The sequence below is a fragment of the Tessaracoccus zhenghani genome (assembly GCF_055326325.1).
On sequence record NZ_JBUZNQ010000010.1, the window covers coordinates 54,429 to 69,726 of the forward strand.

Annotated in this window: 14 protein-coding genes and 1 pseudogene; 8 read left to right on the forward strand and 7 right to left on the reverse strand. The window is 66.3% G+C overall.

Annotation, left to right across the window (positions count from 1 at the left end):
- Positions 1-7: 7 nt before the first annotated feature.
- The 3 genes from ACZK4S_RS14385 to ACZK4S_RS14395 all read left to right on the forward strand — a co-directional run bounded on the left by ACZK4S_RS14385 (position 8) and on the right by ACZK4S_RS14395 (position 2,719).
- The gene (locus ACZK4S_RS14385) at positions 8-931 is read left to right on the forward strand and encodes a DMT family transporter (protein ID WP_459396586.1); all 924 of its coding nucleotides are present in this window, start codon (positions 8-10) and stop codon (positions 929-931) included.
- 726 nt (positions 932-1,657) lie between these two features.
- Positions 1,658-1,918 carry a hypothetical protein gene (locus tag ACZK4S_RS14390; RefSeq protein ID WP_463644752.1) on the forward strand — a complete coding sequence of 87 codons (261 nt, stop codon included), beginning with the start codon at positions 1,658-1,660 and terminating at the stop codon, positions 1,916-1,918.
- A gap of 201 nt (positions 1,919-2,119) precedes the next feature.
- Positions 2,120-2,719 (forward strand): DUF305 domain-containing protein, encoded by a 600-nt coding sequence (locus tag ACZK4S_RS14395; protein ID WP_459396587.1) that lies wholly within the window; start codon positions 2,120-2,122, stop codon positions 2,717-2,719.
- Between the two features lie 156 nt (positions 2,720-2,875).
- Here ACZK4S_RS14395 and ACZK4S_RS14400 read toward each other — a convergent pair whose 3' ends face one another.
- From ACZK4S_RS14400 to ACZK4S_RS14410, 3 genes are read right to left on the reverse strand one after another with little or no spacing between them, the layout of a single operon-like run.
- Positions 2,876-3,511, reverse strand: coding sequence for a peroxiredoxin family protein (locus ACZK4S_RS14400; protein WP_463644753.1), 636 nt, complete (start codon positions 3,509-3,511; stop codon positions 2,876-2,878).
- Positions 3,508-4,485, reverse strand: coding sequence for a cytochrome c biogenesis CcdA family protein (locus ACZK4S_RS14405; protein WP_463644754.1), 978 nt, complete (start codon positions 4,483-4,485; stop codon positions 3,508-3,510). Before ACZK4S_RS14405 ends, ACZK4S_RS14400 begins: the two co-directional genes overlap by 4 nt.
- A 1-nt stretch (position 4,486) precedes the next feature.
- Positions 4,487-4,792: a glutaredoxin gene (locus ACZK4S_RS14410; protein ID WP_463644755.1), complete on the reverse strand. Its 306-nt coding sequence runs from the start codon at positions 4,790-4,792 to the stop codon at positions 4,487-4,489.
- 121 nt (positions 4,793-4,913) lie between these two features.
- On the opposite strand from ACZK4S_RS14410, the gene ACZK4S_RS14415 reads away from it, so the two are divergent.
- The 3 genes from ACZK4S_RS14415 to ACZK4S_RS14425 all read left to right on the forward strand — a co-directional run bounded on the left by ACZK4S_RS14415 (position 4,914) and on the right by ACZK4S_RS14425 (position 7,460).
- Positions 4,914-5,618 carry a response regulator transcription factor gene (locus tag ACZK4S_RS14415; RefSeq protein WP_076061713.1) on the forward strand — a complete coding sequence of 235 codons (705 nt, stop codon included), beginning with the start codon at positions 4,914-4,916 and terminating at the stop codon, positions 5,616-5,618.
- The gene (locus ACZK4S_RS14420) at positions 5,618-6,745 is read left to right on the forward strand and encodes a sensor histidine kinase (RefSeq protein WP_463644756.1); all 1,128 of its coding nucleotides are present in this window, start codon (positions 5,618-5,620) and stop codon (positions 6,743-6,745) included. Before ACZK4S_RS14415 ends, ACZK4S_RS14420 begins: the two co-directional genes overlap by 1 nt.
- 94 nt (positions 6,746-6,839) lie before the next feature.
- On the forward strand, positions 6,840-7,460 hold the full coding sequence (locus ACZK4S_RS14425; protein ID WP_076061717.1) for a DUF305 domain-containing protein: 621 nt from the start codon (positions 6,840-6,842) through the stop codon (positions 7,458-7,460).
- Positions 7,461-7,638: 178 nt separating this feature from the next.
- Here the strand turns inward: ACZK4S_RS14425 and ACZK4S_RS14430 are convergent, their stop codons facing one another.
- The 3 genes from ACZK4S_RS14430 to ACZK4S_RS14440 are packed head-to-tail and all read right to left on the reverse strand — an operon-like array spanning position 7,639 to position 10,945.
- A complete protein-coding gene (locus tag ACZK4S_RS14430) occupies positions 7,639-8,553 on the reverse strand; it encodes a cation diffusion facilitator family transporter (RefSeq protein ID WP_076061719.1) in 915 nt (304 codons plus the stop codon).
- On the reverse strand, positions 8,550-10,532 hold the full coding sequence (locus ACZK4S_RS14435) for a heavy metal translocating P-type ATPase (protein ID WP_076061721.1): 1,983 nt from the start codon (positions 10,530-10,532) through the stop codon (positions 8,550-8,552). The genes ACZK4S_RS14430 and ACZK4S_RS14435 overlap by 4 nt, the downstream gene beginning before the upstream one ends.
- Positions 10,529-10,945: an ArsR/SmtB family transcription factor gene (locus tag ACZK4S_RS14440; RefSeq protein WP_463644757.1), complete on the reverse strand. Its 417-nt coding sequence runs from the start codon at positions 10,943-10,945 to the stop codon at positions 10,529-10,531. Before ACZK4S_RS14440 ends, ACZK4S_RS14435 begins: the two co-directional genes overlap by 4 nt.
- Before the next feature lie 619 nt (positions 10,946-11,564).
- Here ACZK4S_RS14440 and ACZK4S_RS14445 point away from each other — a divergent pair.
- A pseudogene (locus ACZK4S_RS14445) lies at positions 11,565-12,104 on the forward strand (type IV secretory system conjugative DNA transfer family protein); the annotation flags it as partial.
- A 912-nt stretch (positions 12,105-13,016) separates the two neighbouring features.
- Entirely contained in the window at positions 13,017-14,078 is a 1,062-nt protein-coding gene (locus tag ACZK4S_RS14450) for a hypothetical protein (RefSeq protein WP_463644758.1), read from the forward strand.
- Here ACZK4S_RS14450 and ACZK4S_RS14455 read toward each other — a convergent pair.
- Positions 14,000-15,268: an ISL3 family transposase gene (locus ACZK4S_RS14455; protein WP_463644760.1), complete on the reverse strand. Its 1,269-nt coding sequence runs from the start codon at positions 15,266-15,268 to the stop codon at positions 14,000-14,002. The two genes, ACZK4S_RS14450 and ACZK4S_RS14455, sit on opposite strands and share 79 nt — an antisense overlap.
- Between the last annotated feature and the right edge of the window lie 30 nt (positions 15,269-15,298).

Below are 15,298 nucleotides of genomic sequence, written 5' to 3' on the forward strand. Positions count from 1 at the left end.
GGATGGCGTGGACGTCCCTGTTGGCACCACCGCTGCGCCGGCCGGAGCGGTGGCCCGGGGACCGAAGCCGTTGCGGATGCTGTGGATCACCGCCGCCTGGGGGGCGTGCTTCGTCGTGATCGAATGGGGGCTGCGCGACGCCCCGCTGCTGTGGTACGCCGCACTGCGTGCCCTCGTGGCCGGCCTCGCCCTGCTGGCCCTGGGCTCCATCCAGCACCGCCCGCCCCCGCGCGGCGCACGTGCCTGGGGCCTGGTCACGGTCCTCGGGCTGGTCAACGTCACCCTCGCCTTCGCCACCATGTTCGCCGGGGTCGCTGGTGGCGCGACCGGCACCGCCGCGGTGCTCGCCAACGCCCAGCCCCTCCTGATCCTCCTACCGGCCTGGCGGCTCTACGGCGAGCGGCTCTCCACCCGGACGACGGCCGCCCTCGTCGTCGGCTTCGCCGGACTCGTCCTGGTCGCGGTACCCGGCGGCGGGGGTAGCGGCGCGACCCTATCGCTGCTCTCGGCGGCGGCCGTGACCGCCGGCACGCTGCTGTCCCGCCGCCTGGCCGGGCTGGACCTGGTCACGGCAACCGCGTGGCACCTACTGATCGGCGGAGCCGGGCTGGTGGTGTTGGCAGCGGCCGCAGAGGGCGCACCGGTGATCGCCTGGACCCCCCGCTTCGTCCTGTCGCTGGCGTTCCTCGCGCTGGTGGGCACCGCGGCGACCACGGTGGCGTGGTTCGCCGAGGCCCGCCACAGCCGCCTGGACACCCTGACCACTTGGACCTTCCTCACCCCCATCCTGGGCATCGTCCTGGCCGCCGCCCTGCTCGGTGAACGCCCGCGCGGGTGGACCGCGCTCGGGCTCCTCGCCGTGCTGGCGGCGATGTGGATCACCCTACGACCGCCACACCCCACCACCACCGAGCCGCACAGCGCCCTCTGAAGGCGCCTCGCCTCCCGGAACCCCCACCACCACGGCGGTCCGCGCCGAAGCGGATCCTTCAACCATGGACTGGGTGGTGACCGACTCCACCACGTCGACCGATGTTAGGGAGGACGGCCGGCCGCGTCTCGTCGCTGTGACGCGGTAACAACACTCCCGGAACACCCCGTATCGCCCGTCCCGCCGTGCCCGAACGCTGCACCGGCTGCCGACGGCACCGGCTCACCCCCAACGGAGGGGCACAACGCGGCCGACCCGCCAAGTGGGCAGGCGCGGCGGGAAGGGAGAACGAGCCAGCAGGCGCAGCGAGCGCCAGTCTTGTCGCGAACTTGATCCCAGCCATACCAAGTCTCAACACCGCCGGTTGATCATGGGAACTAGCAGACGAGTTGGAGTGTGGACATGACGAACAGGAACCAGACCACCTACGGGGTACGCGGACTCACCTGCAACCGCTGCCTGGTAAGTGCGCTCGAGGCCGTCCGGGCCTTGCCCGGCATCCGGCGCGTCAAGATGAGTCTCATCCCATCCGGCGAATCACTCCTTACCGTCACGCCGGCTGACGCCGCGACCGGTTCAGAGCTGCGCGCGCGGCTGGGGAACGTGGGCTTCGAACTCACAATGAGGCACCCTGCGCAGCCCCCTCCCGCCCGACGAAGTCCTCGAGTGCGCACCGGAGCGCAACTGCCCGTCCACCCCTGAGTCTTCCATGAAAGGACCCAACCCATGACACACCATGGCTACCCGCACACCGATACCGCCGACCAGCATCCTCATCCGACCGGCAGCGACGCCGAGCCCGGCCAATCCCCATCGCGCCACCGCGGGCACCACTGGCACATGCTCCTGATGTGCCTCCCCTTGGTGGCACTGGGCCTGTGGTCACTGACCCGCGGTGCGGGCGGCGGCACCCTGATCGTGGGCTTGGTCTGCATGGGCATGATGCTGTTCATGCATCGCATGCCCGGCTCCCGCCACCGCCACTGAACCGTCAAACGGAAGGGGTTCAGCAATCACCGCTCCGAGAGCACCCCTGACACATCGCCCGGACGCCTTGGCCTCCCCCCTCAGTTCGACGGACTAGCAACTGGGATGCTCCCCCACCGGGCCGCCACTTAGCGGCAGGATCCCGACCGAACCTTTCCAGGTCTAGAGTGCTGAGCGAGACGACGGGAAGGATCGCTCAGCATGTCCCCCAAACGCGACGAACGACAGAACAACGACGTCAACCACGATTCGAAATCCCACCACGAGAAGAAGATGTATCTCCGGTTCGGGGCCATGATCCTGACCGGCATGGTGGTGATGTACTTCACCATGTTCGTCGGCTCGTGGGAGTGGAGCCACATCAGGTTCAGCCAGAGCCGCATCTTCATGGCACTCACCATGGGCGGCGCGATGGGGTTGGTCATGCTCGCCTGGATGCTCAACATGTACAAGAACGCCAAGGCGAACATCATCATCGTGGTGGTGAGCCTGCTGCTGCTCGGAGGCGGTGCCTTCCTCGACCGCAGTCAGATGACAGTCGACGACCAGGCCTTCATGCGCGGCATGATTCCCCACCACTCGCTCGCGATCACACGGTCGGAGCGGGCCGGGATCGAAGATGCCCGGGTCTGCGAGCTCGCCGTCGAGATCAGCGAGGCGCAACGTCGCGAGATCTTCGAGATGGACTGGCTGATCAAGGACATCGAGGAGAACGGCATCGCCGCCACCGTCGAGGAGGCCGCCGCTCGCCCCGTGCCGGGGTACGAGGAGCCAGCACAACGGAGATGTCCAGAGGGCTGAGCGCGGCGGCCTGACCGCGTCGCTGCCCCAATGATTCTCCTGTCGGTGGCCGCACAGGGCCTCTGGTGCGTCTGTGAGCGCGAGACCAGGGCGAGGTTGAGGCGGGACCGGCCTCTCGACGCTTTGCTGGCGGTCTCCGTGCAACGATAGGCCCCGTCAGTCGAGATCCAGGCGCCGATTCGCCTCATCCAGGAGCGCACTCGGCTCGAGCCACATCGACGGATAATCGCCCGACCAACGCTGCACTCCTTCCGGATCGATGAGGACGAACCCGTGTCCCGGTAGACCCTCGTGCATGCCCTTACCGAGCACGTCATAGGCAGCCGAGACGGTGCCGTCGTCGAGCAGATACGGTGTGGTGACGCCGAAGTACTCCAGATCCGGGCGGATCTGTTCGGCGGTATTCATGACGATCGGCAGCACCGTGATGCCGGCCTCTTCGATCCCGGCAAACTTCTCGATTTCCCGCATCTGCGCGGTGCACGACGCGCAGCCGGCGCCTTCGTTGAAGTAGAGGATGACCGGCCCACCCCGCAATGCGCTCAGGCTGACGGTTTGGCCGTCGGTTGTTGGGAGGGTGAAGTCCGGTGCCACCACGTCGGTGGCGTCTTCCACGGGTCGCGCGGACCAGAGTCCATAGCCGGTGACACCGAGGATCACCACGAGCACCAGTGCGCCAAGGGCGCGTCGGATCGTCCGGTTGCGTTTGGCCCGCACCTGGTCCTGTTGCTGCTCAGCGCGCACGCGCGCCCGTGCGGAGAGGCCATCTGGGCGATGTTTCGTCTGCGTCATTTCGGTTCTTTCGGGATCGCGGTGCCGGCGGGCACCTCGGTGTGGTGGCCATCGGAGTCGGTGCTGCAGCATTCGTTGCCACCTTCACCAGTGGAAGTGACCGACTTGGGGCCACGAGTCTTGTCCCGGAGCGTCACCAGGACGAAGACCGCGACCATGGCGAGCAGGGCGATGCCGAGTACGAATTCGGGGATCGGGGCAGTAACGACGAGCAGCCAGGCGAAGACCTCGCCCAGCCAGGCGCCCATGCCGACGAGCGGGGCGTCGGCACCGGTCATCTCGGTCGCGCCCGCCTGCGCGATGACCGCGATGCCCATGATTACGAAGCCGACGGCGACGAGCAGGTTGACGGTGTTCGTCGCGAGGGTGAACCGGCCAAGTCGGAACCGGACCGGCCTGGCCCGGAGGAATCCGCGCATCCCATCGGGCCGCTTGTCCCACAGCAGCGCCATCACGAACAGCGGGATGACCATGCCGAAGACGTAGGCGAGGCCGAGGACAAGGCCGCCGATCGCGGAGCCGGAGAGCGCGGACAGCGTCATCACGCCGACGAGCACCGGCGCGCAGCAACTCGACGCGATACCCGAGAACACGCCGAGGCTGAAGAACGTTGCGGTGTCGTTACGCGCGGTGTCCGGCGCCCTGAGGAACGACGGCATGGACCACATCGCCCCCGACAGCGCCAGCAGCCCGAGCCCGATCATCAGAAGTCCGCCGGCCCAGTAGAGAACGACGTGGTACTTCGCGATCGCGCCGGCGATCAAGCTCACGCCCATCGTGATCGGGACGAGGACGAGCGCGAGACCCGCGGCAAACACGAACGTCAGCGGCAGCAGCCGCCAGCGACGGTTCTTGGCGGCGGCCGCAAGGTAGCTGGGGGCAAGGAACACGATGCAGCACGGCGCGAACAACGCCACGCCGCCAGCGAGAAACGCGGCGAGCACGCCGCCAGCGCTCAGTAGGTCGGCACCCATATCAGGAGGCTTCCAGCTGCTGGACGAGTCGGGCCAGCTTGCCGCGCGGCAGCCGCCCGTCGTGGAAGTAGTTGCCGTCCAGAAGCATGAGGGGGAACATGCCAGGGCGGTGTTTCCCGATGAGCGCCTGCCCGTCCGGGGACTCCGCCGCGACGAGCGTGAGGGTGAGGAGGCCGCGGCTCTCAAGTACGCCGAGTCGTTCGTGGGCGTCCTCACAGAAGTGGCAGGCGGGCGCGGTGACCAGGGTCATCCGTGGTCGGGTCGTCGTCGGGCTGCCGACGAGGGCTGTCTGGAGGGTCTCGTTCACGTTGCCAGACTCTCGCCCTTGTGTTCAGACGAGATCCAGCCCCGGTCAAGATTCGGCAAAGGATTCCGCTACCGCACCACCAGTGTCCGGTACGACTACGACGTGCGGCCATACTGGCCGCATGACAGACACCGCACCGGCGAAGGCCCTGATCATCGACGATGAACGCCCCCTGGCGGGCATCGTCGCGTCCTACCTCCGACAGGCGCAGTTCCAGACGGCCGAGGCCTACGCCGGGCCCGACGGGGTGCGCCTCGCCGAGGAACTGGACCCGGAGGTGGTGATCCTCGACCTCGGGCTGCCCGGCATGGACGGCGTCGAGGTCTGTCGCCGGATCAGGACCTTCTCCGACTGTTACATCATTATGCTGACCGCGCGCGTGGATGAGATGGACAAAGTGATCGGCCTGTCCGTTGGCGCCGACGACTACATCACCAAACCGTTCAGCCCGCGGGAACTGGTCGCGCGGGTGCAGGCGATGTTGCGCCGTCCGCGTCGCCGGACGCATCCCCCCGCGGTGCACGCCGCGCGCGAGGTCGGGCTGCTGCGCATCGACGCCGGCGGCCGTGATGCGTGGCTGGGCGACGAACCGGTCGTCCTCACGCGCACAGAGTTCGACATCCTCGACGCGCTGTCCGCCAGCCCCAACCTCGCGCTCAGCCGTCGCCAGATCATCGACGAGGTGTGGGGACCGGGCTGGGTGGGCGACGAGCACGTCGTCGATGTCCACGTCGCCAACCTCCGCAAGAAGCTCGACGATCCCCCGGCCGAGCCGCGCTTCATCCTCACCGTGCGTGGTGTGGGCTACCGGATGGGACAGGGCTGATGGCCGCCGCGGAGCGTCGCGGCATCGCGTGGGGAACGCGAACCTTCCTAGCGTTCGCGCTGGTCGTCGCCGCCAGTGTGCTGTCTGCGGGGATCGTCGCGCTCGTCGTCGGCCCGCCGCTCTTCCACGAGCACCTGCTGGAACTCGGCCATACCGGCGGCTCGGCCGAGATGGCGCACGTCGAACAGGCGTTCCTCGATGCGGGCGTCCGCTCGCTGGGCGCGGGACTCGTCGTCGCGCTCGGTCTGGCGACGCTGCTCGCCTGGTGGGAGACACGACGGCTCCGGCGGCCCCTCGACGAACTGAACTCGGCAGCCAGACGTCTGGAGTCCGGCGATTACGTCGCGAGGGTGCCGGTGGGCACGGGAAGTCCCGAATTCGACGCCGTCGCGGAAGCCTTCAACGGCATGGCGCAGCGGCTCGACGCAACCGAAGAGAGCCGAAGAAGACTGCTGTCCGACGTCGCCCACGAACTGCGCACACCACTGTCGACCCTGACCGCCGAACTCGAGGCCATCGGTGACGGACTCGTCCCCTGGGACCGCGAGGGCCACGAACTGTTGGCCCAACAAGCGGCACGGCTGCAGCGGATCGCCAACGACCTCAACGACGTCTCCCGCGCCGAGGAAGGCCGGTTCGAGCTCGACCGGCATCCCGTGCCCGTAGCGCTGCTCGTCGAGCAGGCGGTCGCCACGTTCCGGCCCCGCTACACGGCGAAGGATGTGGAACTCGCGGGCACGGCCGACGGCGGCATCGTCGTCGCCGACACCCAACGCGTTGGCCAGATACTCGGCAACCTCCTCGAGAACGCGCTGCGACATACCCCCGCCGGGGGGCGCGTCGCGGTCGACGCGCAGACGGTGCGCGCCGAGACCCGGATCACGGTCACGGACACGGGGGACGGACTGACGGCCGATCAACGCGACCAGGTATTCGACAGGTTCTACCGCACCGACACGTCCCGAGCCTGGGACGCCGGCGGCTCCGGCATCGGCCTCACCATCTCCCGCAGCCTGGCCCGAGCGCACGGGGGTTCGCTCACCGTCACAAGCCCCGGGCCCGGAGGAGGAACCACATTCACGCTCGTCCTGCCCGCCACGGCCGGACCGGACCGGCCGCTGTCTTGACCGTTTCTTGACCATTTCTGAACGGTTCCTTCGCCCGCACCTTCCTACCTTGGACATCGCGGGTTTCCCAGCCCCGCGGAAACGGAGATCGACCATGTCACGCAAAAAGCTCCTCGCCACGACGCTCGGCGCGCTGCTCGCGGCCGCTTCCCTCGCAGGCTGCGCGGAATCGGAGACCGAACCCACCACCGCGTCGGCGACCCCGGCGGCCACGGCGCCCGCCACCACCGATGCGCAAGCCTCCGAGGCCCACAACGACGCCGACACCACCTTCGCCCAGATGATGATCGTTCACCACGAGGGCGCCATCGAAATGGCCGAACTGGCCATCGACAAGGCCGAGAACCCCGACGTCGTCGAGCTCGCCGAGCGGATCGCGCAGGCGCAGGGCCCCGAGATCGAGAAGATGACCGCCTGGCTGGAGGTGTGGGGCGAGGACGTTGAACCGATGGATCACGGTGGCATGGACATGGATGGCATGGACATGAACGGCATGAGCCAGGAGGAGATGATGACGCATCTCGAGGGCCTTTCCGGCGAGGAGTTCGACGCCGCCTTCCTCGAGGGCATGATCGCCCACCACCAAGGCGCGGTGGAGATGGCCGAGGCCGAACTCGCCGACGGTGAGAATCCCGAAGCTCTCGCCCTCGCCGAGAAGATCATCTCCGATCAGGAGGCCGAGATCACCGAGATGAAGGAGATGCTCGCCGGCTGACGGTCCCGCCAGAGGGGCTGGTCTCTACGAACGCGAGACTTCGAAGGACCGCACTAAAGAGGTCCCGCAATCCAAGTCGACCCCGCCCGTAACTTCCAACGGGAACAAACGGTCCATACATTCGGCTGTCACCTGCGTGCGCAGCAGACCCCCCTGGGTTCGCGGCGCGATAGTGGCGTCAGCCGTGGGTTGCGTACTCGTGCGCGGAGTGGGTCACGGCCTCGAATTGGATGGTGGTGTGCTCGATGGCGAAGGCTTCTCGAAGTTCGGTTTGGACTTGGTCGAGCATCTGCATGAGGTGGCCGTCGTGGAAGCAGGAGTCGTCGACTACCACGTGCGCGGTGAGCACGGGAACCCCTGTGGCGATCTGGGTGGCGTGCAGGTCGTGCACGTCATGCACGTGGGCCAGGCCTTGGATGCTGGTTCGTACCGCAGCCAGGTCCACCCCTGGCGGGGTCGATTCCAGCAGCACATGGAGTGCATCGCGGCCGATGCGGACGGTCCGGGGAACGATCAGCGCAACCACGATCAGCGAGGCGATGGCGTCAGCGCGCTCGAAGCCTGTCGCGGCTATCACGACCGCGGCTGCCAGGACGGCAACGGATCCGAGTGCATCGTTGACGACCTCGAGGAAGGCGGCTCGCATATTCAGGTTCGTCTGCCGCGATCGGTACAGGATCAGCATCCCGATGATGTTGCCGCCGAGTCCGATCAACCCGAAGACGATCATTCCGGTCGTCGCCACTCCCGGAGGTTCGAGCAGGCGACGTACCGCCTCGATGAGGATGAATATCCCCACGCCGAATAGCAGCAAGGCTTGGGCTGCCGCGCTGAGAATCTCCACCCGCAGAAACCCCCACGTTCGGCTCGGCGTGGGTGGGCGACGGCTCAGGGCTGCCGCCACCAGCGCCATCGTGAGCCCGGCCACGTCGGTCAGCATGTGGCCGGCATCGGCGAGCAGGGCCAAGCTCCCCGTGACGGCCGCCCCGACGACTTCCACCAGCATCACCGTGACAGTGATCCCGAGGACTACGGCCAGTGGCTTCCTGTGATCCGGTCCGAGGTTATGGCTGTGGTCATGGTTCCCGCTCATACCGAAACCGACTCTGTCGCAGGAGTTCGGCGTGGGGCTGCGAGCGGTGGGAAAGCGGTGCCGCGGCTGGCGCGCATGCCGTTGCCGATGACGATGACCTCCGCCAGTTCGTGGACGAGGACGACGGCCGCCAGACCGAGGACCCCGAACAATGCGAAGGGGATGAGGATGGTGATCAGCGCGATCGACAGGATGACGTTTTGCAGCATGATCTGGCGGGTTCGACGAGCGTGATCGAAGGCTTGCGGGAGGAGCCGCAGGTCATCGCCCATGAGGGCGACGTCCGCGGTCTCGATGGCCACGTCGGTGCCCATCGCTCCCATCGCCACCCCGAGATCGGCCGTGGCCAACGCGGGGGCGTCGTTGACGCCATCGCCGACCATTGCTGTGGCCTGACCCGAGCGGCGGAGACGCTCGATGGCGGCCGACTTGTCCTCGGGCCGCAGCTCGGCATGCACCAGCCCGATTCCCGCCTCGTGGGCCAGCGCACGGGCGGTGAGTTCGTTGTCACCGGTGAGCATCACAACCGTGTATCCAGCGGATCGCAACTGCGTCACCACCTCGGGCGCCTCAGGTCGCAACTCATCACGCACGGCGATCGCCCCCACCACGCGTCCCTCCACCTCGACCAGTACGGCCGTCGCTCCCGCCTGCTGCATCCGCGCCACGTCCTCGGCCACCGGCTCGGGATCAATCCAACCGGGGCGACCCAAGCGCACCCGACGGCCATCGACCCTGCCGGTCAGCCCTGCCCCAACCTCGGCTGAGACCTCCTCCGCAACTCCCACGTCGTCGACCTCGGCCAGGATTGCTCGAGCCAGCGGATGCTCGCTCCGAATTTCGAGCGCTGCCGCGAGCTTTAGGACATCGCCGCGGGAGTAGCCGGGGACGGCGACGACGGCGATCACGGCCGGCTGGTTGCGGGTGAGGGTGCCGGTTTTGTCCAGGGCGACGGTCCGCACCCGGCCGAGGGTCTCCATGGCCGCTCCGCCCTTGACCAGGATGCCGCGCCGGCTCGCGGCGCCGATGGAGGCCACCACCGTTACAGGAACGGAGATCGCCAACGCACAGGGCGAGGCGGCCACCACCATCACCAACGCCCGCGCGAGCCACACGGAAGGATCCCCCAGCAAGGAACCGATCACGGCGGTGAGTGTCGCAGCGATCAGGATGCCGGGCACCAGGGGCTTGGCGATCCGGTCAGCCAGGCGTTGGGTGTCGCCCTTGCGGGACTGTTCCGCCTCGACGATGTGCACGATCCGTGCCAGCGAGTTGTCCTGCGCGTCGGCGGTGACTTCCACCTCCAGCGCACCCGAGCCGTTGATCGAACCGGCAAACACTTCCCGGCCGGGCCCCACCTCGACCGGCATCGACTCGCCGGTGATGGCCGACGTGTCCAACGCGGTGCGGCCCGCGCGGACTGTCCCGTCTGTGGCGAGCCGCTCGCCCGGTTTCACGATCAGGAGGTCACCGACCACCAGGTCGTCGACACCGACCAGGACATCGCGCCCCTCGCGGCGGATCGTAGCTTCGCGCGGGACGAGGTCGAGCAGGGCCCGTAGCCCATGACGGGTCTTGGCGATCGAGTAGTCCTCCAGGCCCTCGGCCAGCGAGAACAGGAAGGCCAGCATGGCCGCCTCCTCGACCTGACCGAGCAGCGTCGCGCCGACCGCACCGATCGTCATCAGGAGACCGACCCCGACCTTGCCCCGAACAAGCTTCTTCAGAGCACCGGGGACGAACGTGGACGCCCCCACGAGCAGCGCGATAGCACTAAGGATCAGCGCAGCGGTTTCCCAGCCGAGCTGGCTGCACACGAACCCGGCCAACAGGAAAGCACCAGAGACCAGCCCGAACTGGATATCCCGGATCTGCCACCACCGCTCCACACTCTCGCCGGTACCACCACTGCCGGGATTGGCAGGCGCCGGCGACTCACAACCGCAGGCGCTCTCGAGCACATCCTCACGGTCGGTCATCGCGCGACCCCCTGAGCGTCATGGCTCTTCAACTGCCCGACACTCGGATTGGTCACAGTGTCGACGCCGTAGTTCGGGCACAACGCCACCCCTTGACCCGTGGCCTCCAGCAGACGCTCCGCCGCCGCCAGCACACCCAAGACCTCCGGCGCGTTCGTCAACGAGAACACCGAAGCTCTCCCTTCCGGCCTCGACTCCACCAAACCGCACTCCCGCAAACACGCCAAATGCCCACTGACAGTCGACTGCGCCAACCCCAGATGCTCAGTCAAGTCACGCACCCGATGCTCCCCCAGCGTCAGATGCTGCAAAATCGCCAACCTGGAAGGATCAGACAAACCATGGAACAACGCCGCCGCAACCGGCAGCCCTTCGGCCAAAGCCCCACCCGCAAATCCCGTTAACATCGTCATATACCGATAATAGCATCGGGAGCGATCGATCAAGAGGAGGGACCCCGATGACCGTCGATACGGCCGCGCCCGTCTTGGCACGGTCCCTTCACCTAACCCGACTGGTGACTGGGAGTGCGCTCCTGGCTCCACCATCGTCGCACTGAAACTACGCTTCCAGGGCCCGGCCGGCGCGGCAGGATCGGCTGAGCGGCGGGGTGCAATTCTCCTTGCCGCGGGCCTTGTGCTCCGCGCCGCAGCTCCCACGCTTGCTCTGACCGGCACCACTGCCGCAATGGCTCTGCCCACCGGCATTCGGTGGATCGACCTGGCGTCGCCACCGTCGGCTTCGTCGGCGTCGTGGCCGCTCAGCTCAGGCTGACGTGCGTGCAAACCTGAAGTATAGGCGCTGACCATGCGCCCCTGAACAGCATGGATTCACCCCACTCCAACGACGCTTTCACCGCTGGTCCCGACCAACTCGCTGACCACCCTCTCCGAACGATGGGGACCCTTGGCCCCGAAGGAGTGTCCACTGGCAACTCGCGCGCAGGGACTAAGCGGATGAAGCGCCGGCTCCGACTCGCGCACGAGCAATGAAGATCACACACCCACTGCATTAGCGCTTCCCTCCACCGCACCACTGCCCACCCTGCCCACCCGCATGGCCAACGAACGAGCCATGGGCATCTCCTTCATCTGGGCATCACAAACGTGGCGCCAACTCGTCCGCGTCTTCGGCGAACAACAGGCTCGCTCGATCAAGGACCTCAGCAACACCCTCGTCGTCTTCGGCGGATCGAAAGACGCAAGCTTCAACAAAGAGATCAGCGACCTCCTCGGATCCAAGCGCGTCACCCGACGTAACCACCAACTGGGCGGACACCGGTCCTTCTCCACCCACGGCGAAGATGTCCCTGTCATCCGGCCAGAACAGCTGCGAGAACTCCCCAGCCGAAGCGCACTGGTCATCGCTGAGAACGGCAAACCCATCCTCGCCCGCCTCCGTCGCGCCATCGATGGCACAAGTGGCCGACGGCTCCTCAGCCAACAAGGCGACGCGCGGCTCAAGACCGTGGCCGCCCAACACCCTGCGGGCGTCAGACCGGCCGATAAGGAAGCTCTGGCGCTGCACCACTCCCGACAGTTGGGGCTCAGCAACGAGGCAGAGGTCGTATGAACAACGCGCTGATGCCCTTTCCGCTACCGACGGAGGCCATGCAACTTGCCCTCGTCGACCTGGCCCTTCTGGGTAGGGGCGGCGAAGGCGCGGCGAACATCCTCGCCACGGGAGAAGTCCTCCCAAGAATCTGGGACCTCACGACCGTTAGCGACCCTGTCCTTCTTCGAGAGACCGGGGCGTGGCTCCAATCATGTGTCGTGTGGCTCAACAGTCAACATGCCTGGTTCAGCAGCGATCTGACCCCGCGATGCTGGGAACAACACCCCAGCCTTGTGCACCAGCTCGGCAGTTTGGCCGCCAGCAGATACCTTGCGGGTGAGTCGACCGACCCTGCAGCGTTGGAGGAGTGGCACCGATACGCGCTGCCCAGCTACCTCGAACGCACCCGCGAGCAACGCCGCGGCTGTGAAGCCAAACACCAGCCCTGGCCGGCCCGCGCCGCCTGCAGCCGGGCCCATCGACGGTGCACTGAAGCCTTGTAGCGCGCCTAGCACCGTGAGGTGTTACGGCCGGGCGAGCACCGGAACGGGTCGGCCACGAACGGCGGTGCCGATCCGTAGGGTCGGAGTCTCTCAACCCAGCCGCAACCAGAGAATGCCCTGTCATGGATGAGCGAAGCACTTGACTGCCTAAGAGGGAGTGTTGGCAGCTGGGCTTGCCCATCTTCACCAACTTCGGTAGTCGGATGTCGTGCTATCTCCTCCTTGCATCGGTTGAAGTCAGGCACACGGCCCTGGTCGATTTTGGCCCTACCGACCCGCAGTGCCAAATCAGCAAAGCCCCGGAAGCAGCCCGGCGGAGACCGTGCCCAGGTAGGTCCTACGAGATGCGGATGGAGGGAGCGGCGAGTCGTTCCAGTCAGGCTGTGTCAGACTTGCGTCGAAGACTACGCAGACCGAAGGAGATGTGATGGCGGAGTTCAACACGGACGAGTTGGACAGGTTTGCCGAGGCCATCCAATCCCTGAAGTTGTACCGCCGCGCGGAACTGGAAGGGGCGCAGGGTGAGGATCTGATCGAAAAGCTATACGTAGACCCGCTCCCACACGATCACGTTCACAAGCAGTTGCGACGGCCTAACACGACGTTGCTCATAGGCCGAAAGGGGACGGGTAAGTCGACCGTATTCCTTCGCGCCCTCCTGAATGACAAGAGCGTGGTGTCGACCTACGTTGACATCAAGACCGTTTTCGAGTCGGCTCAGGCAGAGCCGAGTGCCGTGGCGAACCTTGCAACTATTGAGGGCGCCCTCACCGACGACGGCGTTAACCGACTTCTACTCATGACATCATTTCTCAAGGCGATCATCGCAGGGATACGAGATGACCTTGCGAAGCAACTCGAATCCTCCCTAAAGCTGCGCGTCAAAGAGGCGTTCACGGGCAACTACGATAGCCTTTCCACGAAGCTCGATGCCTTCGTTGCTGGCTTGGATTCCCCAGAGTTTATCGATGTTCAGGCAGTCAGGACGAGCGCGGTCAGGAGAAGGGAAGCGGAGGCGAGCTCAACGAGCGCCGGTGGTTCACTCGGCATGAACTCGGATACTGGCGCAGCAGCCGAGGTTAGCGGCGGGGTGACCGAGTCGCTCGATCTTGAAACTGAATCGACGTATTCACAGATCCTTCTGCGAACGATGAACCTCCGAGACCTCATCGCCGGCCTAAAGGATGTGTTGGAACCGCTACATGTGCGCCACCTATTTGTATTTATAGACGACTTTTCGGAACTGCCTCCGGACGCGATGAGGACCGTGGTTGACGTCCTCATCGCACCACTTAACAACTGGTCGGAAGAGCTTGTGAAATTCAAGATCGCCGCTTATCCAGGGCGCATTTACTACGGCGGTCTGGATAAGTCGAAAATTGATGAGATCAGTCTCGACCTTCACAGCATCTACGGCCAGTCCACAGTTGGGGACATGGAGGAGAAGGCGGTTGAGTTCACCAAGCGTTTAGTGGCTCTTCGTACCTGAGCGTGGGGTGATAGTCGTAGACCGCCGCCGATGAGGAGCATTCTGAGGCGGTAGTTGTCGGGGTCGCGGAACCCTCGGGCGACGCGGCGTGCGAGTTCGATCAACCCGTTGATGGATTCGGTTCCGCCGTTGTTGGCGCCGCCGGTGGTGAAGTAGCCCAGGAACGCGTCGCGCCACTGGTTCAGCGTCCGGCCGAGGCGGGCGATCTCCGGGATCGGACATGAGGGGAACGTGGCGAGGATCTTGTCCGCGACCCTGCGGCCGTCGGCGTGACTGGGCTGGTGGTAGACCGAGCGGAGCTGTTGGGCGCAGTGCCAGGCGACCTCGACTTCGACGTGTCGGTCGTCGGCTGTGAACGCGGTCTCCAGGCGGGTCTTCTGCCGGTCGGTGAGGTGTTCCTTCCCGGCGCGCAGCAGGTTGCGGATCCGATACAGCGGATCGTCTCTGCGTCCGCGGTGGCCGTGGATGTCCTGCTGGACCCGGCGGCGGACCTCATCGACCGCGGCCGTGGCGAGCTTGACGACGTGGAACGCGTCGAGCACCGCGACGGCGTCCTCCAACTGGTCGTTGATGGCGTTCTTGTAGCCGTGGAACGGGTCCAGGGTGGCGATCTCGACGCCTTTGCGGAACGTGTCGCCGCGGTCACGCAGCCAGGTCTTGTAGGCCTCACCGGAGCGGCCCGGGACCAGATCCAGCAGCCGGGCTCGGATGTGTCCGTCCTTGTCGCGGGTGAGATCGACCATGCCGGTGAACTCCTTCGGGCCGCGTCCGCCCTGGTCGACGGGCTTGGTGGAGACGTGGTGCCAGATGTGTTCGTCGACGCCCAGCGAGGTGACCCCGGCGAAGCGGGCCTCGTCGGCGGCGGCGGCTTCAAGGATCGGCTTGACCGCTCGCCACAGGGTCCTCCAGGTGCAGCCGAGCTGCCGGGCCATCCCCTGAACGGAGGCGTTCTCCCGTCGCATCTGCCCGATCGCCCACGACGTCGCGCGACTGGTGAGCAGCGCTCTGGGTCGCGCCACATCGGGGTCTTGCTCCATGAACGAGTTCACCGGGCACATCGGTTCGGGACACAGCCAGCGACGTTTCCGCCACCACAGCTTCACCGGCGCCGTGAAGCACGGCGCGTCGATCAACTCAACCCTCTGCCGGCCATGCGCATGCGCGATCACGCCGCAGGCGGGGCAGCCCATCACCTCCGGCGTCCGTGACTCGACCTCGAC